Below are 22,234 nucleotides of genomic sequence, written 5' to 3' on the forward strand. Positions count from 1 at the left end.
TTGCGAAAAATTCAACGTGGACTATCTTTCCGATTTTAACATGCCACCCGTTAGCTCATTGAGCCGGTTCTTCAGTTCCTGAAGCTCTTGCATCAATTTGAGCGGATGAGCATTTGCGAACCGTTCACTCATATATGCAATGTTCGCGCGACGCAACAACGGGGAATCGCGCATCCATTCTTCCTTCTGCTCATAAATGCGCAATACTCGATAACCAAATGCCTGCAGGAATTGATCAACTTCCGCGAAATAGGTCTGCTGCGTTCCAGAACGATTGAAACCGACCTCGATATAAATAATGTCGACGCTTTGACTCTCGAACAATTTGCGTGCACTCGCGAGCACGTCCATTTCCTTGCCTTCGACGTCGACCTTGAGCAGATTGATCTTGCCATCGGTAAAAATCGGAGCCTGACTATCAAGGCTCACGCAGCGCGCGGTAAACACGTCATCTGGACCAATTTCTGACACGAGGTCAGCCGATAAAGCTTTGGTCATGCTCTTTGCTGGGATGAAGCGATGCGCATCGCTCGATTCAGCAATTGCGAGGTTGTACGCGTGCACGACCGGACTATCGGAGCCGGCGATCTTGCTCATGAGTCGCGCGTAGCTGTTCGGATTAGGCTCGAACAAATGCGCTTCGTGAATTCGGAATTTCTTGCTCGAACGCTTGATCTTCAGGAACACGTCGCCCACATAGGCGCCGACGTCGACGTAGATAATCGCCTTGCCGTTAAAGAACAACTCCAGATCGGCGAGCAAGTCGTCGATATCGGCATCGCCCTTATTTGCTTTGGGAACAATCGTCTGCTTCAACTTCTCTAGAGCGGCTTTTTCCTGTTCCAGCTTGACCGTGGCCTGCTTCAATGACGTCAACTCGCGCTCACGCTCTTCTGCTAAACGCGCTTGCGTCTCGCGTCCTTCGGTCAGCGATTGTTTTTCCTGCTCCAACAGCGCCTTGGTCTGTCTCAGCGCGTCGAGTTCTCGAAGGCGTTCTTCGGCGATGCGACGCTCGACTTCATGCTTGACTTCCAACGCTCGCAGTTCCTGTTCGACGGTCGCCTTTGCGGCCCCAAGAGATTCCAGTTCCCGCGCGCGTTGTTGCGCTTCGCGTGCCTGCGCTTCAAGCTGCTCATTGACGCGCTGCAGACTCTCGCGCTCGGCAAGACCCTGCTCCACTTCTTCCTGAACCAGATGAAGACTTGCCAGCAGCGACTCGTTATCGCCGCTCTTCCGAATCGACGCGTCAAGCGCGTCGCGCAATTCCATTTCGCTTTGATCGCGCTCTGCGACTAGAACCACGTTCTCTTTCTGCAATTGTGAGTTTGCCTGCTTGAACGCTTCGAGTTCGCAATTGCGTTGGTCCAGCAGACGCGCCTGCGATTCGTAGCGCGCCGATAGCATGGCTTTTTCCTGCTCCAACTTCGCCTTCGACTGCTTCAGCTCTACAACTTCGCGCGCCCGATCAGTTGCTAGCCTGGACTGTTGATCACGTTCGCGTGCGAGATTGCTCAACTGCTTGTCGGCAGCCGCACGGCGCTCCGCAAACGCGGTTTTCTGCTTCGCTTCACTGTCGCGCGCACGCATTGCCTCATTGCGCAGTTGTTTGGCCTGACGAGCTTCAGACTCGCTGAACTGAGCGTCGACAGGCAGCAATTCGAGCATGGCCTCCGCTTCGACGACGTCGCCGGCCTCATGCAGCCGGAACGCCAACCACTTCAGACGAAACGCCTTCGGATCGAGGTCATAGGCACGGCGGGCCGCTTCCGCCGCATTTGCGCGGTCGCCTTTTCCCAAGTGTCGGGCGAGTGCCGTGTAGCCTTGGGCCTGCATCGCAGGAGCGATGGGCTGTGCGCCCATCGCCTTTTCGACAGCGTTGAAACCGCCGCTTTGCCACGCCGCGATGATCTTACTGAAATCTTTGCCGCCCAGCACTGCTGGCGGAGTCCGACGAGTCGATTGACGCCATATCTTGACGAGCTTGCCGGGCACCAAAAAAAGCGAACCGGGTGCATCCACGCCCTCGATCAGAATGTTGCCTAGCCGAGCATTCAATGCGTGATTCGATTCGCGCTCGTGAATCTTCTTCTGCGCGTCGACGAGCGCCCGCAGGCGTCGGTTTTCCGCGTACATTTCCGGCAGCTCATCGGCGACCCATCCGTTCGCGATTGTGGACGCATTCGCCACATTGGGATTCGAACTGGTCGTCAGTTTGGACGCGGCAGGTTGGGCCCTGGAATAATTGCGCTCCAGCTCCTCTTGCGCATGATGAAGTTGAACGAGCAACAGCTCGTTCTCCTGCTGAAGTTCCGAGACGCGGGATTCGAACGCTTCTTTGATACCAGTATTGTTAGCCATGTTTCTTCTTCCAGACGCCGCGGGTATCGACGAGTTTTTGAAAACGGGTCAATTGCGGAGAAATGTTCTTGAACTGCGAGTGATCGACCAGCAGCACAAGAACGCTCGCGCGCTCCATCGCGGCGTTCAAATCCATTTGCGCAACGCGACGATCGGTCAGGCTCTGCGGCAGACTCTCCAGGTTCGGTTCGACGACAAAAACCTTGCCTGCGTGACGATCTGCCAACGCCTCTGCGATATGAAGGGCTGGGCTTTCCCGCAAATCGTCGATGTCCGGCTTGAACGTGAGACCGAAGCACGCGATGCTGATGTCTGTCGCCGTCATCCCGTCCGTTTTCAGTTCCGCGATTGCTTCATCGACTTTCTGAAGCACCCATTTAGGTTTCGTATCATTAACGGAGCGCGCGGTCGCGATCAGCTTGGCGGTTTCCGGCGCGCTGTTCACAATGAACCAAGGGTCGACGGCAATGCAATGACCGCCCACGCCACAACCCGGTTGCAGAATATTCACGCGCGGATGCCGGTTTGCAAGACGGATCAGTTCCCATACATCGATGCCCTGGTCGTCGCAAATCATCGACAGTTCGTTGGCGAAAGCAATATTCACATCGCGGAAACTGTTCTCGGCCAGCTTGCACATTTCGGCCGCGCGCACCTGCGTCACCACGCATTCGCCCTGCACGAACGACTTGTAAAGCGCGACTGCCGCCTCCGAGCATTTGGGCGTCATGCCGCCAATCACGCGGTCATTGGCAACGAGTTCGTGCACGATGCGCCCGGGCAACACCCGCTCCGGACAGTAAGCGATGCGAATGTCGGAACCGTTACCGGCCTGCTGTGGAAACGTCAGGTCGGGACGCATTTCGGCCAGCCATTGCGCTAACTTCTCCGTGGTACCCACTGGCGACGTCGATTCCAGAATGACGAGATTGCCTTTTGCGAGCACCGGCGCGATCGATTTAGCTGCGGCCTCGATGCAGCTCACGTCGGGCTTCTGCTCAGCCGTCAGCGGCGTCGGCACCGCAATCACGAACGCATCGGCAGGCTCTGCTTGCATGGTTGCGCGCAAATAACCGGCGCCAACCGCCGCCTGAACCAGAATATCCAGTTCGGGTTCGACGATATGAATATTTCCCCGATTGATGGTATCGACGACATATTCCGAAACGTCGACACCGATCACTCGCATTTTTCGCGACGCGAACAGCGTTGCAGTCGGCAAACCGATATAGCCTAGACCTATTATTGATATTGTTTTCAAGATACGTTCACCAGAATTTTCGCAAATGCGCTGCGGTGCTGCGCCGTTACGCCGACTTTCTTGTCAATGTCCTGATTGTTGTTCAACAAATTGACCCGAGGCGCCCTTTTTGGTCGTCCCGGTCGTTTTCCGACGACAATCAGGGTTCTCACGCTTTGCCAATCTCAATCCACGTGATCGAGGATGATGCTTTCGAGCAGCTTGATTACGCCGATCAGTGCCAGCGTGATAAGCAGTGTGATAAGCACGTTATAGAAGCGTTGCGGCTCCATCGGATAGGATGGAGTGGTCGGAGACTGGAGAATCGAAACCATTTTAAGTTTGCGCGCCGCGTCCATCCGCCCTTGCTCCAGTGAAGAAAGTGCAGTTTTATAGAGGTCTTGCGTGAAATTGACCTGCATTTGCAAACGCTGGAATTCTTCAACCGTGTAATTCAGTGTCCGGCTCTTAGGCGACGCCAGTTCGGCACGCTTCAGCGCAATCTGCTGCTCCAGAGCGGCAAGATTCTTCTTAAGCATCACGACGGTCGGCTGATTCGGGCTGAGGTTTGCAGGCAGCGAGGCAATCTGCGTCTGAAGGTCCGTCTTCTGTCCTTCCAATCTGTCGATAATGGTATCCATATTGCCCGCCGTGGACGCAGGCGCCGCCAGCCCCTTCTCGTTCTGGAAATTCAAAACGTCTCGCGACGCATCGAGGAAACGATCGTGTGCGAAAGTGACCTGCTTCTGCAGAAAATCAACCTGCGACTGTGCGAGTTGATGTCCAAGCTCGTTCATATGCTGCTCGCCCAACTTGACCATCAGCGCAACGATCGCCTTTGCGGTTTTCGCGTCGTAGGCCTGAGCTTGAATGCGCAATACACCGCTGTAGTCGTCGTATTCAACGTCGATGCGGTTTAGCCAGTATTGGAAAAACCATTCTTCCGGCCCATTCTTAAACCACATACGTGAGATTGGGTCGCGGTGCCAATTGCTGTAGTGCGACCGCAGATCGAGAGCAGCGTCCAGTTGGTCAAGCATGTCCTGGGACAGCAAATACTCACGCAAAAGGAGCTGATCGGCGCTATTGACAGTTCCCCCGGCGGCGCTGAGTGCAGAAATTGCGACGCTTGGCCCATTGATCTGGTCCGTTCGCTGGATAATCACTGTCGCTTGTGAAACATAGCGATCAGAAGCCACGAGCACCCAATATGGCACCGACACGATTGCGAAGATGATCATCAAGCGAATGATCAGCTTAAAGAGCCGGAGGGAAAACAATGTGTTTTTTACTTTATCGTAGGCTGAAGTCCATCTACCGGACGAACGCCAATTTTCGATTGCTACTGTTTCTTTCATGGGAGAAGTTTCGTTTTGTAGGCGTTCAATCCTTGCTCCAGATCGTCGAACCAATATGCCTGGCCCTCGTCGATCCAGATCGCCGACTGACAAAATTGTTTGAGCGTCGCTTCGTCGTGAGAAACCATGATCACGCTTGCGCGACTCGTTCTGTTTTTGAAGGCTTCAGCAGTCTTTTTCCTGAATCGGGCGTCGCCGGCAGCCGTGACTTCGTCGGAAATAAATACGTCGAAGTCAAACGCGAGCGACAACGCAAACTGCAGACGCGACCGCATCCCGGAGGAATATGTCGTGACGGGCTGATCGAACGCGTCACCCAACTCTGCAAAGCTCTGAATGAACTCTAGTCTGTCCGAAAGTTCGTCCTGATGTCCGTGCACGCGACAAACAAATTTTGCGTTCTGGCGTCCACTCAGCGTTCCTTCCAGCCCGCCCGCACCCATGGGCCACGAAACCTTGCATAGGCGTTGAACGCGACCCTTATTCGGAAAATCGATACCGCCGATGATTCGTAAAAGTGTCGATTTTCCTGCGCCATTGCGTCCAATCAGAGCGACACTCCTCGTTGTAGGAATCGTCATAGTGATGCCGCGCAGCACCCACTTTCCTGCCCCATGCTCAGACACGTAACGCTTATGAACATTTTCGATGAGAATCACCGCATCACCAGCTTTTTCGAAAAACGCCTGTACAGAGCCAAGCCGAGCAAATTGAGCCCCAGCGCCCATGCGTACAAATAGCCCAACCTAATCCCCTCCATGGTTCGGTACGACGGCATAAAGCCCTGCCTCATCAATTCGAGACCATTTACGATGGGATTTGCGGCAAAGATGTACTGATAGGGTTCCGGCACGAGGATCGACAATGGAAGCAGTGCGCCCGATATGTAATAGAGCGGCAAATAGATGATCTTGAAGATGTGGTCAAGTTCGCGCACGAAGCGCATGGCCACTGACGTGACCAAACCGAAGCCCAGACCAAGCAACCAAAGCCCAATGACGCTCGCGATCACCATCAGCGGGTCTTGGGGTAGCCAGACCGGATTGAGAAGGTCTGGCGTGATCGCATGGCCTGTGGCAATCACAATGCACATCAGGACAATAGCAACCGGCACCATCAGGAACAGTTCGAGAACTGCCCGGACGATGGCGACATCGAAAGGCTTCACTTGCCGATAAGCGAAGAAGGCCTTGTTCGAGTCAACTCCATGCAGCACCTGAGTCCACGTGCGACGCCAGAGCAGAAACCCGATGAAGCCGGCGATGATCCACATGTTGATTCCAATACCACCCACCTGTCGAATACGAAGCGTCTCGAATCCGAATGCGTGAAGCGATATGTAGATAATCGGTTCGAGTAGCAGCCAGAACCACGCCGCGCGCGCCTCAAAAAGGCGATCTAGCGCCTCCCTCAAAAACAGGGCGCGCCAGACAGCGAATGAGACCTCAAACGGCGTACGAATTTTTTCCGTCATAACCCGTTACTGCAAATCATGAGTAAACGTCACCGTCGGATCGGCAACCATGACGACATACGTCAGGAATTTGCGGAATTCGGCACCAGGCGAGTTCGAAACATAAACGACGTCGTGATTCTGAATCGGGAAATTCTGCGTGACGAAGAACGCCGCTGGATCGCGAAGGTTGATTTCGTACACGACCGGCACCTTGCCATTGCTTGCCTTCACCGAAGGATCGGTCTTGTCCAGCAGCTTCGCGTCTTCGAAGCGGAATACAAAAATCGCGCGTGCGTCCGCGCGACTGTCGTTCAGCCCGCCTGAACGCGCGAGCGCCTGCGCGAGAGAAATGCCCTGTGCCTCGAACGGAACTTCGTCGTTCTTGCCCGTTGCGCCCAGCACCGAGAAGGTCTGCGGCTGGAACAACGCCGTCACCACGTCGCCCGGCTTGAGTATCACGTTCTGCTTCGGATCCCGAATCACGGCATCGAGCGCCATCGTCGCTGTCGTGTCACCGCGCGAAAGCTGCACTGCCATATGGCTGACGGGCTGCTTCAGACCGCCTGCAAACGCGATCGCATCCAGCAGACGCTCGCCCTTCGGCGTGATCGGCATCATCGTGCTCGTATTGACTTCGCCGACGATCGTGACATTGGACGCATTGTTCTTGGTCACGCCCACGAGCACTTGCGGCTGATTCGCCTTACCTTTGAGATGGCTGACGATGCTCGACTCGATTTGTTCGGTCGTGCGGCCGGCCACGCCGATGCGGCCCGCGAACGGAATAGAGATGGTGCCGTCGGCCGCCACCATTTGCGTCGGCAGCGTGATGCTATTCGACGTGCCGGCTCCAGCCGACGGCAGCGAAACCGGCGACATCGAGCCAAACAACATCGCAGGCGGCGCTTCCCAGATTGTGACTTCGATCACATCGCCCAGGCCAATCACATAGTTATTGGCCGTCTTGCTCACAAAGACATCGGAGAACTGGCCGAGTTGCTTTCCGGCCGCGAGCTTGCGCGCGATCGCGTCGTCGACGTCGATGATCTGGATGCCTTCGACGTTGCCCGCTGCGCTCTGCTCCTGTATCTGCTGACGGCTCGGTCCCGACGCCGGCAACCATCCTGGAAATGTCCCGCACCCCGAAAGCGTTAGCACAGCGGGAAGGCAAAGTACCAAAATATTTTTCTTCATGAACCGTGAATTCTGGATCTGGCGTTGTCTTTCCGCCGGACTTGCCGCAAGGCTCACCACGCATGACCCTATCAGCCAGCGCCTCGCGTTACGCAAGCCCGCCCGGTTGAGCGCGCCTTTTAAAAACCATTCCGAAGTGTCGGCAGAGCGGTTGGTAATTTATGGAATTAATCCACGGTCTCACCGTCTGGCGACAATACAGCGGTCGTGCCGAGCACTTCCGCAACTATTGTTTCCATTCCGCGAGCTGATCGGATCGCTATCGAAGCGCGGTGCCGGCGCTTTCTTCGAGCTCGCGGCAAAGTCCGCGGGCCTGGACGCAATCGCATGCGTCCGTTTCGTTTTGCACCCTCCAGCAAGCCACTGTGTCTGGTCGATCTCCGTCGCTGCGAAGACTAAAATTCAATGCCGAACGTGTGCCTTTCGTCTCCGAATACCACTATCGACATCAATGAAGGCAGCCTGGACCGCGTGCATTCTAGCCGGATTTCATCGCCTGGAACGCATTTTCCTCGACCTGTGGAAGACTGAATACGGTCCTAAAAAAACTATCTCGAATAAATTCGCCAGTTTCGCCAACGGGTACGGACGAATCAAATTTCCAACGTGAAAACGGACGCTGCAAGGCAACGGGGCATGCCGCCACTCACAAACGGAAATTCAATCACCTTCTATTTACGGCCAGTCCATCCGCGACCTTGACTGCTTTCACGCCGCGCCGACGAAAAAAGCATCAGCGAAGTAACGACAACCGTCACCGCCCCGCCAACCGCGCCACCGCCGCCACCGTCCGGCTAATCTGCTCCGCCTCATGCGTCGAACAGATAAAAAAGCGCAACCGTGCCGCTTTTTCCTCGACGGCCGGATAAAAAATCGGCTGCACGTTAATGCCTTCCTCGAACAAAGCGTTCGCCCACTGCGCGGCCTTCAACGAGCTGCCCGTGATCACCGGCACGACCGCGTAGCCCTCGCTTGTGCCGACATTGAGACCAGCCGCACGCGCTTCGGCAAGAAACTGATGCCCCCGCTCCTGCAGTTGCGCTACCCGTTCGGGTTGCGCAATCAAACTTTCAAGCGCCGCAAGCGATGCTTCAGCGAGCGCCGGCGCAAGCCCGACGCTATACAAAAATCCCGGCGCCAGATGACGCAGCATGTCGGCGAGCGGCTGGCAACCGGCGATGAAACCGCCGCAGCCCGCCAGCGTCTTGCTCATCGTGCCCATCCACAGATCGACGCGATCGGGGGCCACGCCGCACTGCTCGCGAATGCCCCGTCCCGTCGCGCCAAGCACCCCGAGCGAATGCGCTTCATCGACCAGCAGAAACGCACCGTGCCGCTCCTTCACCTCACAAAAGCGCTGCAGATCGGGAAAGTCGCCGTCCATGCTGTACAGCCCTTCGATCGCGATCAGCACATGACGATACTCGCGGCGCACGCGCGCGAGCTGCTCGTCGAGCGCCTGCCAATCGTTGTGCGCGAAGCTCAGACGCTTCGCACCGCTCAGTTGCGCGCCCTGCACGATACTGTTGTGCGCGAGCGCATCGTGCACGATCAGATCGCCGGGCCCGAACAGCGCGCCGATCACGGTCACGTTCGTCGCATGTCCGCTAACGAACGCGACGCAATCGTCGGTTTCATAAAACGCTGCAATCGCACGCTCGAGTTCGCGATGCACGGGCCGTTCGCCCGCGACAATGCGGCTCGCTGACGCCGACGTGCCATACCGGTCGATGGCGGCCTTCGCACGCGACGCGATCACAGGGTCGCCGGCGAACCCGAGATAGCTGTAGTTCGCGAAGTTCACGTACTCGCGACCGCCGATTTGTGTCGTCGCGCCCGCAATACCGTCATGTACCCGAAAAAACGGCGACTCGACGCCCAGCGTCTCGCCCATCTCGCGCATCAGCTTGACCTGCTGGAATTGCGGCATCGCTTCGAAGCGGCTGCGCGCAGACAGTGTCTGCGCGGCCTGCGCCGCCTGGCCATCAGGCATGCCGGGCGCCGCAACCGCATCGGTCGCGCGCTCGAGTTGCCGCTTCAGCGCTTTGGCCGCCAATTGCTGGCGTAGTGTTTCCCCGAGTCCCATGTAATCCGATCTAACCTGTTTATGTGGCATGCCTGCGTTATGCGTGCGCCTCGACCCACTCGTATGCGCCCGGTGTGCCCAACAGCGCAGCAAGCAGCCGGTAGTTCATTTCATGCGTTGGCCGCCGCGCGCTCACGTGACCGAGCAGCGGCCCACCGGCGAGCGCGAGGTCACCGACCAGATCGAGCACGCGATGGCGCACGAACTCGTCGGGTTGACGCAAGCCGCCTACTACACGCTTGCCGACAATTGCCGCCGTGCATGACATCCGTGCGCCGCGCAGAATGGGCCAGCCGCGCAGATAGCCCACGACGATCGCGGGCACCGCCCACTTGATCTGCCCATACGAGCGCGACGAAGCGATCTCATCGGCAAAGACGCGCGGCGTGAGCCGGCCGTGCCATTCCATGTCGCCGAACCCCTTGAGGTCGTTGTTGTGCACGCTGAGCGCATAGTCGTCGGCGGGCTCGACGCGCATTTCACGGCGCGCGGCGCCCTCACCGTCGGCGACGCTCACAGTCTCGAGCACGCGCAAGAAGCGCTTCGGCTGCGGCAGCGCGGCGCGCCCGCATGCCAGGATCGCATCGATCCATGGCTGCGCGCTGCCGTCGAGAATCGGCACTTCTTCAGCGTCGAGTTCGACGATCGCGTGATCGATCTCGCACGCGAGCAACGACGCGAGCAGGTGCTCGACCGTGCGCACGCCGAGGCCATCCTTCGCGCGCAACATCGTGCAGAGCGGCTGCCCCCGGCGCAACGACGGATCGGCGGCCACCGTGCCGAGCGCTTGCCCCTTGTGCAGGCGCCGAAACACGATGCCGTGTCGTCCGCCCGCCGTCGCCGAGGTCTCGACGGGCAAAATGCGCACGTTCACGCGCCGTCCGGTGTGCAAGCCGTGCCCCGACAGTTCGAGCGGCCCGCGCCAGCGTGCCTTCGCTCGGCCGCCAGCCCGCAGGCAGCGTCACTCCGCAAACGCCGGCGTCGACTGACATGACTCGTCTCCCTGTTGATCCTGATCGTCGTTGCCCGCGTTTCGATTACGTTCGAGCAGCGCGTGCGCCTCGTTCTCGTCGAGCGCGTGGCGCGCGACCAGCGCCGCGAATTCCTCGTTCGCGCCATTCGCGGCCCGCTGCGTGCCGGGCTCGTTTTCGCCGCTCTCGTCGTCGAGCATGTCGACGATGCGCACGGCGAGCGTGTGCACCGTCGCGCCTTCCGCAATCGCCATGATCGACAGCTTCACGCCGAACGACTCCTCGACCGCCATGCCGAGTTCCATCCCCATCAGCGAGTCCATGCCGAGATCGAGCACCGAACGGTCGAGCGCGATGCGCTCCGGCGACATGTGCAGGATGCGCGCGATGTGGCCGCGCAACGCGGTCTCGACCGCCGCGGCCGCTTCGGCCTTCGGGAGAGCGCGCAGCTGTTCGAGCAGTGCGCCGTCCTCGCTCGTTGTCTCGCTAGCGCCGCCGCCTTGCAATGCCATGTAGCGACGCGCCTGCGCGGCGGGCATGCCGCGCGCGATCGCCGCCCAGTCCAGACGCACCACAGCCTCGCCGACCGCACCGGTTGCGAGCGCGCGCTCGAGCGCCGTCATCGCCTCGTCAGAGGTGATCGACGCACCGCCGATGCGCGCCTGCAGCGCTTCACGCGTCGTGCTGTTGCGCGCGAGGAAGCCGACATCCTCGATCGGCCCCCACGCCATGAAGGTGGCGGCCAGCCCGGCCGCGCGGCGATGGGCGACAAGCGCTTCGAGGAAGCTGTTGGCCGCCACATACGCGCCCTGGCCCGGATTGCCGAGATAAGTCGTGGCCGAGGAATACAGCACGAAGAAGTCGAGCGCGCAGCGCTGCGTCGCGCGGTGCAGATTCCATGCACCCGCAACTTTGGGTTCGAGCACGGCGAGCATGCGCGCGTCGTCGATGTTGCGCAGCAGGCCGTCGTCGATGCGCATCGCGGAGTGCAGCACGCCCTTGAGCGGCGTTCCGCGCGCCTCGATGCGCTCGATCAGACCATCGAGCGCCGCCGCATCGGTCACGTCGCACGACACCACTGTCACGGTCGCGCCATGCTCGGCACGCCAGCGTTCGAGTTCCTGCTGCTTCGCCGGGTCGAGTGCGCCGCCGCGGCTCGCGAGCGTCACGTGACGCGCGCCGCGCGCGATCATCCAGCGCGCGCTTGCGTAACCGAGACCACCCGTTCCGCCGACGATCAGATACGCCGCCTGCGGGTCGAGGCGCAGCACGGGCTGCGCGACGCCCCGCGTAGGCGCCGGCGTACCCGACGGATAGGTGACGAGCACCTTGCCGATCTGGCGCGCCTGCTGCATGTAGCGGAACGCCTCCTCCGCGCGCGCGGCCGGGAAGGCACGATACGGCAACGGATGCAGCACGCCGTTCACGAAGAGCGCCATGACTTCCTCGAAGAGGCGCGTGGTGAGTGCGGGCAGCACGCCCATGAGCTGATCGGCGTCGATGCCAAAATAGCTGATGTTGTTGCGGAACGGCCGCAGGCCGATCTGGCTGTTCTCGTAGAAGTCGCGCTTGCCCAGTTCAAGGAAGCGGCCAAACGGACGCAGCGTGTCGATGCCGCGCACCATCGCCTCGCCCGCGAGCGAGTTGAGCACGATGTCGACGCCCTCGCCGTTCGTGCAGGCGCGCACCTCGTCGGCGAACGCCAGGCTGCGCGAGTCGAACACACGATCGGCGCCGAGCAGGCGCACGAACTCGCGCTTCTCGTCGGCGCCAGCGGTGGCGAACACTTCCGCGCCGAGATGATGGGCGATCTGGATAGCCGCGATGCCGACGCCGCCCGCACCGCCGTGTACGAGCACGCGCTCGCCTCGGCGCAGCCGTGCTAGCTCGCACAGTGCGTAGTACGCGGTGAAGAAGGTCGTGGGAATCGTAGCGGCTGCTTCGAAGGAAATCGTTTCGGGCTTGCGCGCGATCGCGTTCGCACGTGTGAACACGCGCGTGGCGAACGAAGCCGGCGCGAAGCCGAGCACCGCGTCGCCGGGCGCCCAGCCTTTGACGCCCGCGCCGACGCGCACGATGCGCCCCGAGAGTTCCATGCCGATCGTCGCGCCCGCGAAACCGGTCTCGACCGCTTCGTCGGAGAGCAGGCCCATCGAATACATGACGTCGCGGAAGTTCAGACCGGTCGCCATCGGCGCGATCTCAACTTCGCCTGGACTCAGTTCGCGCTCGGGCAACGCGAACCATTCGAGGTTGCGTAGCGAGCCGGGCATATCGAACGCCAGCACGGCGGGCACGGGGTCGGCCACCTGTTCAGCCGTGGATTCGTCGCGCGGCGTCTGCCGTTCCGCTGTTTGCGCCGGCAGCATGCGTGGCACGTAGCGGCCCTGCGCCGTGAGCAGCACCTCTTCCTCGCCGTCATAGTGCGTGAGCGCGTGCGCCAACTGCGATACGGCCTCGCCATCCGCGCCCGCCACGTCGATAAGGCGCAGCGCAAGCGTCGGGTATTCGTTCGCCATCACGCGGCCGAGGCCCCATAGGCTCGCCTGCTCGGGCTGCGCCGCTGTGCCCGAGCCTTGACTGAACGGCGCGCCTCCGCGTGTCACCACGGACAGGCGCGCCAGCGCGGCCACGCCGGCTGCGTCGAATTCGCGTGCGAGCATGGCGAGCGCGAGCACGCCGTCCTGCTGCGCGCGCATGATGTCGGCGCCGCTGGCGTCGTCGAGCTGTACGAGCGGTGCCACGAACACGATCTGCGCTTGCGTGTTCTTGCGTTCGAGCCATGCGGCCGCTTCGCGCACGCTCGTCGCTTCAACCTGGCAGCCAAAGCGCTCGAGTTCTTCCGCGAGCGCGGACCCGAACGCGTCGTTGCCGCTCTGCACGATCAGCCACGGCTGCGCGTCGGTCGAACGGGGTTGCATCTGCTGAGCGGACGCAGGCTTGCGCGCGACCATCAGCGTCGGCGCACCTTCGAGATCGAGGCCCTGCTCTGAGTGACGCACGACGTCCTGCAGACCGGCGCGTTCGCAAAGCGTGCGAAGCGCGGCCGGTGCGAGCGCGCCGTAGGCCTGTGCGGCGACCTCGTGGCCCGCCACGCCGAAGACGATGTCGGCGAAACGGCTGCGGCGCGCGTCGGCGAGCACGACTACCCCGCCCGGCGCGAGCCGTTCGGCAATTGCTTGCAGCGCGGAGAGTGGATCGGCCTGTTCGCCGATCATGCGATTGACGACGATCACGTCGAACGGCGCGGCGTCACGGTAATGCGTGAAAAGCGGTTCGTTCACTCCGAGCTGCAGCGTCTGAACGTGCGCGTGCGCTTCCGCGTCGAGCGCGGCGAGCTGCTGGTGCGTGCCTGCAATCACGTGTTCGCACCGCGAAGCCGGCACGCCGATGTCGAGCGGCTGGAGCACTTCGACGCTCGTCGCGCCGATTTCCAGCATACGCAGGCGACGAGTGCCCGGCCACGCTGCCAGCGCTTCTTTCGCGCAGGCGGCGAGCATCGCGCGGGCATGCGACCACGTGGGCGAAGCGTCGAAAAACTGCTCGACGAGGCTGCGCCCCGTCGGCGACAGCAACGCGGGCGCATCGGCATCGGATGCTCCATCGCGCAGCACGCGTGGCAGCGCCGCGCCCACGTGCGCGAGCAGTGTCAGTTCGGCGACGTGCGCGGGCGAAGTCGCCAGCACATCGCGCCACAGCGCATCATGCGAAGGCATCGCCGCGAAGGCGGCCGCGTCGTCGCGCACGAGACGCTCGCCCTCGAAGCGGGCGAGTCCGTCTTCCACGACGATCTGCGCAAGGCGCGCGAGCAGTGGCGTATTGGCGAGCGTGGGCAGCACGAGCTGCGCGAATGCGCCGATCGCTTCTAGCGCGTTCAACGCGTACAGGCCCGCGAGCACGTCGAGCAACGGCAGCGTTTCGGTCAAGTGACGCGTACGTTGCGCGCTGTCCTCATGCGAAGCGAGACGCGCGCTCGCACGTTCGACGAGCGCAGCCGGCGTGGGCAGCGCGGCAGCCGTGAAGCCCTCAGGCAGCGGACGCGCTTCAAGCGCGTAGGCAAAGCGCGCCGGTGCGGCGTGGCGTCGGCCCGTAAGGTCGACGCGGCGGAAACGGCACGCAGAAAGACGGGCGACGATTGCATTGTCGGCGTCGAGGAATTCGAACGACGCAACGATCGAATGCGGGCTGCGCCGCTGCACACGCGCCAGCACACGCCGTACCGAGTCGCCACGCAGAAAGTCGACGCGGCCGATCTGTACCGGCACGAAGGCTGCTCGCGCTTCGCCTGGCGCGGCGCCGGCCTGGCCCAGCACGGCGAAGAGCGGATGAAAACCGCTGTCCATCAGCGCGGGATGCAGCAGCCAGCCGGCCATCGAGTGCGCGCCGGCAAGCACCTGCGGCACTTCAAAGTCAGCGAGCGCGTCGTCGCCTTGCACCTGCACCTTGTGCACCCAGCGGAACGCCGGACCATAGCTCAGACCGATAGCGGTCGTGCTTGCGTAGAGGGCGTCGCCGGGCATCGCGCGGATAGCTTCGAGGCGCGCCAGCACCGATTCATCGGCCGTGCTCTGCGCGCCTAGCGTGCTGCCGCTTTCGAGCAGGCGGCCCGTCACGTTGAGATTCCACGGCCCGTCACTCATGCGCTCGCGCGTCTCGATCGTAAACGACGCGGTGCGCGCGTCGATCACGAAGCGCAACAGCTTCGCGTGCTGCGGCTGGAACACGACCGGCATGCGGATCTCGAGGTTCTCGAGCGCGACGTCCGACGTGCGGAAGAACACGCGCGCAGCGGCCAGCGCCATTTCCACGTAGCCCGCGCCCGGAAATGCAACGCCACCATCGACGACGTGATCGGCGAGCATCGGCACGCGCTGCGGATCGAGCTGGTTTTCCCATGCAAACGCATGCTCGTGCAGACGGTAGCCGAGCAGCGGATGATCGACGCGGCGATTCACGAGGTTGTAGCCCTCGATGGTGGCCGTCTGCCAGTGGCGTTCGCGCTGCCACGGGTAAGTCGGCAGCGCCACATGTGAGCCCTGAGACGCCACTGGCACGAAGCGGTCGACATCGACGCGCGCGCCGTGCGCGACCGCCGATAGCGTCGAATGCGCGAGCATCTGCGCGCTGTCGTGATGGCGCTTGAGTGTGGGCACGACCTCACCGGCGAGATTCAGGCTCGCGAGCGTCTGCTTGACGTAGTGGCGCAGAATCGAATGCGGGGCGATTTCGATGAACACGCTTACGCCTGTATCGGCGAGACGCGTGAGCGCTTCGCCAAAACGCACCGGCTCGCGGATGTTGCGCCACCAGTAGCCTGCGTCGAGCGACGTGCCGGCAAGCGTGTCGCCGGTGACAGTCGAGACGTAGCGCTTCGTGCCTTCGCGCGGAGCCAGATCGGCGAGACCGGCGCGCACGACCGGCTCGATGGCGTCCATGCGGCTGCTGTGGAACGCGTAATCGAGATCGAGCAGCTGGAAGAAGCTGCCGCTCGCGGCGAGCGAAGCGCCGATCGCTTCGAGTTCTTCGGGCGATCCGGCCAGCGTGACGGCTTCGGGGCTGTTGGTGCCGGCCAGCTCGACCATCTCCGCGAGACCGAGGTGTGCGATCAACTGCCGTGCCTCGGCTTCGCCAATGCCCGCCGCAGCCATCTTGCCGGTGCCGCGCGTCAGGCCCTGCGCGCTGCTGCGAACGCGGATCACGCGCACGGCCTGGGCAAGCGTCAGCGCGCCCGATGCCCACGCGGCCGCGATTTCACCAACGCTATGACCGACCGCCGCATCGAAACAGATGCCGCGCGCTTCGAGTGCGCGCGTGATGCCAACCTGGATCGCGAAGAGTAGCGGCTGCGCGTTCTCCGTCGCGGCGAGCCATTCGGCGCTCGCGCCGGCGCGCAGCACGTCGACGAGCGAGTCGCTGCCGTCGGCACGCCAAAGCACGTCGACTTCGTCGAGCGCCATGCGGAACACTGCGTCTTCCGCATAGAGCTGCTTGCCCATGCCGGCCCATTGGCAGCCGTTGCCAGCATAAACGAACGCCACCTTGGCGGCCGCCGCCACGGCCTGGCCGCGAGCGACGTAAGCCGGAAGCGCCTGATCGGACGATTCCGCGAGCATCAAGAGTGCGGCGCAACCGGCTTTCAGGTCGGGCGGCGCAATGACTACGCGCTGTTCGAGCCATTCACGGCGGCGCGCGGCGCTGGCCGCGAGCGCAGACCAATCGGCGCCGCTCGCGAGGCGCGCGTGGTAGCGCGCGGCGAGTGCGGCAAGCGCAACCTGCGAGCGCGCCGTAAGGACGAGTGGCGGCAAGGCTGCGTACGCAACCGCCAGCATGCCGGCGACAGGCGCGGCGGGTGCGGCTGCCCTCACCGCCTCCGCTAGCACGACGTGCGCGTTGGTGCCGCCGAAGCCGAACGAGTTGACGCCAATCGTCAGCGGCGCACCATCACGCCGCGAGAGTGGGGTGAAGCGGTCGACGACGCGTAGGCGTCCGCCCTCGAAATCGATGGCGGGATTGGGTGTTTCGAAATGGAGCGAGCGCGGCACCGCGCCGTGCTTCAGGCATAGGATCGCCTTGAAGAGGCCGGCCATGCCCGAGGCGGTTTCGAGGTGCCCGACGTTGGTCTTGACCGAGCCGATCAGGAGCGGATCGTCGGCCGGCCGGCCGCCCGCGACTGCCTCTATTAGCGCGCGCGCCTCGATCGGGTCGCCGACTGCGGTACCCGTGCCGTGAGCTTCCAGATAGGCGAGCGAGCGCGGATCAACGCCCGCGCGGCGGTAGACCGAGCGCAGCAGTTCGGCCTGCATGGCCGTCGTCGGCACACTGATACCGCCGTGCGAATGGCCGTTGGAATTCACGCCCGAACCGGCGATGACCGCGTGAATTGTGTCGCCGTCCGCAAGCGCGTGCTCGAGCGGCTTGAGCAGCACGAAGGCGCCGCCCTCGGCGCGCACATAGCCGTCGCCGGTCGCGTCGAATGCGCGGCAGCGGCCTCGCGGCGACAGCATCGACGCCTTCGAGAAGCTCACGAAGCCAAACGGATGAAGCAGCAGATTGACGCCACCCGCGAGCGCCATTTCGGTTTCGCCCGACTGCAATGCCTGCACGGCCTGATGCAGCGCGACGATCGACGACGAGCAGGCAGTGTCCACCGACATGCTCGGACCGCGCAGATCGAACAGATAGGAAACGCGATTGGACGCAATGCTGAGCGTGTTGCCCGTGGCCGAGTACGGATCGATCCAGTTCAGGTCGTCCATGCTGCGGTTGCCGTAGTCCATGCTTGCGGCGCCGACGAACACGCCGCAGTCCCGGCCGCGCATCTCCGCTGGACGCACACCGGCGTCCTCGAACGCTTCCCACGCGAGTTCGAGCAGCAGACGCTGCTGCGGGTCCATCTGGGTCGCCTCGCGCGGCGAAACGCCGAAGAAAGCGGCATCGAAACCGGCCACGCTGTCGAGGACACCCGCCGAGAACGTGTAGCTCTTCCCCGGCTCTTTCCTGGACGGATGCTGATAGAACTCCGTGCCGAATCGATCGGGTGGCACGACGGTCACTGCGTCGCGCTCATCGCACAGCAGTTGCCAGAAGTCTTCGGGCCCGGTCACTCCGCCGGGAAAGCGACATGCCATCCCGATAATTGCTATTTTTCTTTCCATCATCATGCCGGCATGTGCTGCAATTCGTTTCGCGAGTCGGTGTCGCCACCATCGGCAGGCATCATCGCGCGCTGTATCGTGGAACCGAGAGTCTCGACACCAACATCTCGGCGCTTGCCGATGTCGCTTTCGAAATTGCGCCAAATAAAGTAATCACTGTTCGTCGGTTCCGTTTCGAGCGCATCGAATACGGAAGACATAGCAGGAACGTGATCGCCATAAAAACACAGGACCGTCGGCCGATTACGCCCGCGCAGATAGTCGGTCAACCTGACGATCATCGCGTCCGCGTTTTCCACATGCCGAAGGTACGCGGTCAGGTCGAGCCAGCGTGCGTCGTCTCCTAGCGTGTGCCGCGATGAGGACTCCCCAGGGGAAACCGTCTCCAGATGCAAAGGGCCGTGATTTTCCATCGTGATCGCAAACGCAAACAGCGGTTTGTCATCACTGGCCTGCAGGAGGGCGATGAGCTTGTCCGCTACCGCAAGATCCCCAACGTATGGCCCCACACGAGACGCACTTTCGAAATGCTCAATGTCCAGAAAGCGGTCGAAGTGCATGTGCGCGAATGCCCGTCGACGGCCAAAGAAGTTCGCTTGGTACGGATGCAGGGCCACCGTGCGATATCCTCCGCGCCGGAAATAACCCGCCAGCGACGCGCACGCCCGGCGCACGAACATATACGGATAAAAGCGCGCGTATCCAAGTTCGACCGACGTCAGGCCGGTGAGCATGGCGAATTCGCTGCGCATCGTATTCGCGCCCCAGGCCGGCACGGACAATTCGCCTTGCTCGAACGACTCGCGTTTTGCGCGATCGAAGTGCGCATAGGGCTCGCCAGACACGCATTCGCCGAGCCGGCGGGCATCGAAATACGACTCGCTTTGAATGACGATGACGTCCGGATGAACGTCTGGGCGCCCGACCGAAAACGGGCTGTTACCTTCGGCGCGAGTGAACGCGCGCCGTTGCGCACTGCTCAATCCGTTGATCAAATAGGCAGCGGACGCCGCGAAAAAACCGAATCGGCGCTGGTCCGAAAAGGGTTGCAGCGTGAGCGGCAAGCGACGAGAAAGCGCGATGCACACTGGTAGACAAATCAATGCGACGACGGCCTCAGCCCATCTTTGCCGCAGCGCCACGGGACGTTCGGCAATGAACGCCCCCGCCGCTGCCCCTATTCCGACGAGCACGATGATGAGCTTGCCAAAACCAAGAAACGGCAAATACAGGCGCGGATGCGAGAAGACCTGGCTGAAAAGGCTCAGGTCGCTGAAGACCAGCGGTTCGCGCAGCGAGGCGTATTTGGCGTTGCCGACGACCGCGAGCAAGCCAATCAACACGAACGCGACGCCCATCGAAAATAACGGCCGTCCCGTCAGTGCGACGCAACCTGCCGTCACGACAGCGAGCGCCGCCAGATGCAGCATCAGCGCGACAGGCGGCCTACGGAGCGACGATCTTGTGACAGAGATCGCTTCAACGGCGAAGGAGCATGCGACCATGGCGGCCGCGATCGTCATACCGTGCGGCACTTCACATATTCCGACGAGGGATCTGAAACAGGAGACCGAGGATTGCGTCACCGACAGCCGCTGGCAACAGGCGTAGTAACTTGAGGCCGAGCGTCAAACTGAAAGGGAAAGCGATTTCCACGCGGCGCCGAGTCAGGCGCTTCTTGATAAACAAGGCGGCCTTTTCGGCGCTCCATATGAAGGGCTTGTTGCCAGGAAAAACGTCGCTCATCCCAGTTCGCACGAAGCCGGGCATCACGACTGAGATTCCAATATGGTCGCGTGCGAGAACCGGACGCACGGAATCGCAGTACGCCACGAGCGCGGCCTTGCTCACGCAATAGGCCGGCGAGATTGCCATCCCCCTCAATCCGGCGAGCGAACTGACAATCGCGATCTGGCCGCGCCGCCGATTCCGCATGCGCTCGATGGAAGGCAGCACTGCGTGCAAAGCACCGTAGAGATTGGTATCGACGACTTCGGCAGTCCGACTAACGCCTTCCCAGTCGTCAGATGAGCGGAGTGTGCTGGCGACGCCGGCGTTGGCAATCAGCAAGTCGATTGGATGTCGCGAGTCGAAATCGAGGATCCACGCCTGAAGCGCCGCTGCATCACGGACGTCCACGCTGCCAACCACGACCTCGGCGCCGCGCGCGCGACACGCCTCGGCAACGTCGTCGAGACGTTCAGCGTTTCTTCCGATTAACCCTAGCGTGATACCGGGCGCGCAATAGCTTAAGGCCAGCGCACGCCCGAGTCCGGCACTACCGCCAGTGATAACGACTACACGTGGCACACTCGTTCTCACTCTCCCCCCGATCTCAAGCAATATTGTTTTGCCACGGTCTGTGAATGGAGTTATTTGCTTCTTTGTAGTGGTCGCACGGAATGAAACGCGCAGACCTTCATTGAAAAACATGCGGGGCAGACAACCACTGTTCGCTAACGTCGATTTGAGCGAATCAAAACTTTGAGGGATCTTCGCGGAAAAGTGTGATGGTTTTTCATGATGAAAACGTCGGAGAGCCAATCTGGGTAAGGGTTCGCGCGTCTTGATGGCCTCGCGAAATCGGGCATGATTTCGCGATGGCTACTTCACGCAAACTCAAGCGTCTTTCTGACGCATACCGGTTCGACGGATTCCGTCCTTGCGAAGCGCTGCGCGGTGTCTTCGGTGATCGCATGGCACGCGTAGTCACGCTGGTTCGGCGCTCAAAAAAACGGCCTGCAAGGGATGTGGTCGACGGTGCTCGATCCACGATCGCACGGTGCGTCGCGTTCGAGATCTGCCGAACGGCGACGTACGGATTTACCTGGAACTCGAAGCTCGTCGGGTCCGCTGTCGATGCGATGGCAGCGTGAAAGGCGAACGACTGAGCTTTCTGGCGGACAACCCTCACTACACGAAGCGCTTCGCGTGGTACGTCGGTCGTCGCTGTCGCGAGAGCACGATCAAGGACGTGGCCGACGAACTGCGATTGCACTGGCACACGGTCAAGGACCTCGAGATGCAGTACATGCGGGCGCAACTGGAGCGGTTCGGCACGCCTGGGCCGAAGGTCATCGGCATCGACGAGATTTCGATTGGCAGGGGACAGACGTACCGCATTGTTGTGAGCGACCTGATACGGGGCCGTGCGATCTGGTTCGGTGGCGAAGATCGAAAGGAGGCCAGCATGCATCAGTTCTATGACTGGCTGGGCGAGAAAAAGGCCCGCGGCATCCGGCTTGTCGTGATGGACATGTGGCGGCCGTTTTACAACGTCGCGCAGGAACGCGTGCCGCATGCGGCCATCCTGTACGACAAATTCCACGTCATAAAGCAGCTCAACGAAGCCCTGGATGAAGTGCGCAAGAGCGAATACGCTCGCCTGCAAGGCGAGCAGCGGCGCTACATCAAAGGCCAGAAGTACGTTCTGCTTAGTCATCGCGAAAACCTGTCGATGGAAGGCAGGAACTCGTTGAAGACGCTTCTCGCAGCGAACCGACGGCTGAATACCGCGTACCTGCTCAAGGAGTCGTTCGGGCAGTTGTGGGACTACGAGCGCGAAGGCTGGGCACGTCGCTTCTTCGAGAACTGGAAATCCAGCCTGAGGTGGCAGCGTTTGAAGCCCTATGAGAAGTTTGCCGCGATGGTCGAGCGTCATTGGGAGGGGATTGCTTCCTATTGCAAGCCAGAAAACAAGGTGCCGCTCGGCTTCGTTGAGGGACTCAATAACAAGATTCGGGTCATCCAACGACGCGCGTACGGATTGCGAGATGAGCAGTATCTGCGCCTGAAGATCCTCACTTGCATGCTGCCTCGAATCTGAAAAATGGAGATTTTTCATCACTCTTTTCCGCGAAGACCCACTTTGAGGTCGGAACGTCCGCTCTTGCAGCGCCGATCCTTTCACCGTCCT

General features: G+C 61.3%; 10 protein-coding genes and 2 pseudogenes. 1 reads left to right on the forward strand and 11 read right to left on the reverse strand.

All coding sequences use genetic code 11. The features are described from left to right. Nucleotides 1–21: 21 nt before the first annotated feature. From OKW26_RS12405 to OKW26_RS12455, 11 genes and pseudogenes are all read right to left on the reverse strand, one after another. Nucleotides 22–2,358, reverse strand: coding sequence for an FkbM family methyltransferase (locus tag OKW26_RS12405; protein WP_429353794.1), 2,337 nt, complete (start codon nt 2,356–2,358; stop codon nt 22–24). Then, on the reverse strand, nt 2,351–3,622 hold the full coding sequence (wecC, locus tag OKW26_RS12410) for a UDP-N-acetyl-D-mannosamine dehydrogenase (protein WP_429354226.1): 1,272 nt from the start codon (nt 3,620–3,622) through the stop codon (nt 2,351–2,353). The genes OKW26_RS12405 and wecC overlap by 8 nt, the downstream gene beginning before the upstream one ends. Nucleotides 3,623–3,783: 161 nt before the next feature. Continuing rightward, entirely contained in the window at nt 3,784–4,956 is a 1,173-nt protein-coding gene (locus OKW26_RS12415; RefSeq protein WP_429353795.1) for a chain-length determining protein, read from the reverse strand. Continuing rightward, nucleotides 4,953–5,615, reverse strand: coding sequence for an ABC transporter ATP-binding protein (locus tag OKW26_RS12420; protein ID WP_184046778.1), 663 nt, complete (start codon nt 5,613–5,615; stop codon nt 4,953–4,955). The genes OKW26_RS12415 and OKW26_RS12420 overlap by 4 nt, the downstream gene beginning before the upstream one ends. Beyond that, complete coding sequence (locus OKW26_RS12425; protein ID WP_429353796.1) at nt 5,612–6,430, reverse strand: ABC transporter permease; 819 nt, start codon at nt 6,428–6,430, stop codon at nt 5,612–5,614. Before OKW26_RS12425 ends, OKW26_RS12420 begins: the two co-directional genes overlap by 4 nt. A gap of 6 nt (nt 6,431–6,436) precedes the next feature. Next, nucleotides 6,437–7,606 carry a polysaccharide biosynthesis/export family protein gene (locus OKW26_RS12430; protein WP_429353797.1) on the reverse strand — a complete coding sequence of 390 codons (1,170 nt, stop codon included), beginning with the start codon at nt 7,604–7,606 and terminating at the stop codon, nt 6,437–6,439. Between the two features lie 754 nt (nt 7,607–8,360). After that, a complete protein-coding gene (locus OKW26_RS12435; protein WP_429353798.1) occupies nt 8,361–9,692 on the reverse strand; it encodes an aminotransferase class I/II-fold pyridoxal phosphate-dependent enzyme in 1,332 nt (443 codons plus the stop codon). Between the two features lie 37 nt (nt 9,693–9,729). Then, a pseudogene (locus tag OKW26_RS12440) lies at nt 9,730–10,657 on the reverse strand (UDP-3-O-acyl N-acetylglycosamine deacetylase). Beyond that, nucleotides 10,654–18,318 (reverse strand): SDR family NAD(P)-dependent oxidoreductase, encoded by a 7,665-nt coding sequence (locus tag OKW26_RS12445; RefSeq protein ID WP_429353799.1) that lies wholly within the window; start codon nt 18,316–18,318, stop codon nt 10,654–10,656. Before OKW26_RS12445 ends, OKW26_RS12440 begins: the two are co-directional and overlap by 4 nt. 2 nt (nt 18,319–18,320) lie before the next feature. Next, a complete protein-coding gene (locus OKW26_RS12450; protein WP_429353800.1) occupies nt 18,321–19,841 on the reverse strand; it encodes an LTA synthase family protein in 1,521 nt (506 codons plus the stop codon). A gap of 13 nt (nt 19,842–19,854) precedes the next feature. Continuing rightward, the gene (locus OKW26_RS12455) at nt 19,855–20,640 is read right to left on the reverse strand and encodes an SDR family NAD(P)-dependent oxidoreductase (protein WP_429354227.1); all 786 of its coding nucleotides are present in this window, start codon (nt 20,638–20,640) and stop codon (nt 19,855–19,857) included. A gap of 412 nt (nt 20,641–21,052) precedes the next feature. On the opposite strand from OKW26_RS12455, the pseudogene OKW26_RS12460 reads away from it, so the two are divergent. Further along, a pseudogene (locus OKW26_RS12460) lies at nt 21,053–22,144 on the forward strand (ISL3 family transposase); the annotation flags it as partial. Nucleotides 22,145–22,234 lie beyond the last annotated feature (90 nt).

This window comes from Paraburkholderia sp. 32 (assembly GCF_050435345.1).
GTDB classification, from domain to species: Bacteria; Pseudomonadota; Gammaproteobacteria; order Burkholderiales; family Burkholderiaceae; genus Paraburkholderia; species Paraburkholderia tuberum.

Coding starts and splice junctions, on each gene's coding strand:
- OKW26_RS12435 (WP_429353798.1), bottom strand. CDS start 9,692: ATGGGACTCGGGGAAACACTACGCCAGCAATTGGCGGCCAAAGCGCTG.
- OKW26_RS12450 (WP_429353800.1), bottom strand. CDS start 19,841: ATGACGATCGCGGCCGCCATGGTCGCATGCTCCTTCGCCGTTGAAGCG.
- OKW26_RS12415 (WP_429353795.1), bottom strand. CDS start 4,956: ATGAAAGAAACAGTAGCAATCGAAAATTGGCGTTCGTCCGGTAGATGG.
- OKW26_RS12425 (WP_429353796.1), bottom strand. CDS start 6,430: ATGACGGAAAAAATTCGTACGCCGTTTGAGGTCTCATTCGCTGTCTGG.
- OKW26_RS12445 (WP_429353799.1), bottom strand. CDS start 18,318: ATGGAAAGAAAAATAGCAATTATCGGGATGGCATGTCGCTTTCCCGGC.
- OKW26_RS12430 (WP_429353797.1), bottom strand. CDS start 7,606: ATGAAGAAAAATATTTTGGTACTTTGCCTTCCCGCTGTGCTAACGCTT.
- OKW26_RS12405 (WP_429353794.1), bottom strand. CDS start 2,358: ATGGCTAACAATACTGGTATCAAAGAAGCGTTCGAATCCCGCGTCTCG.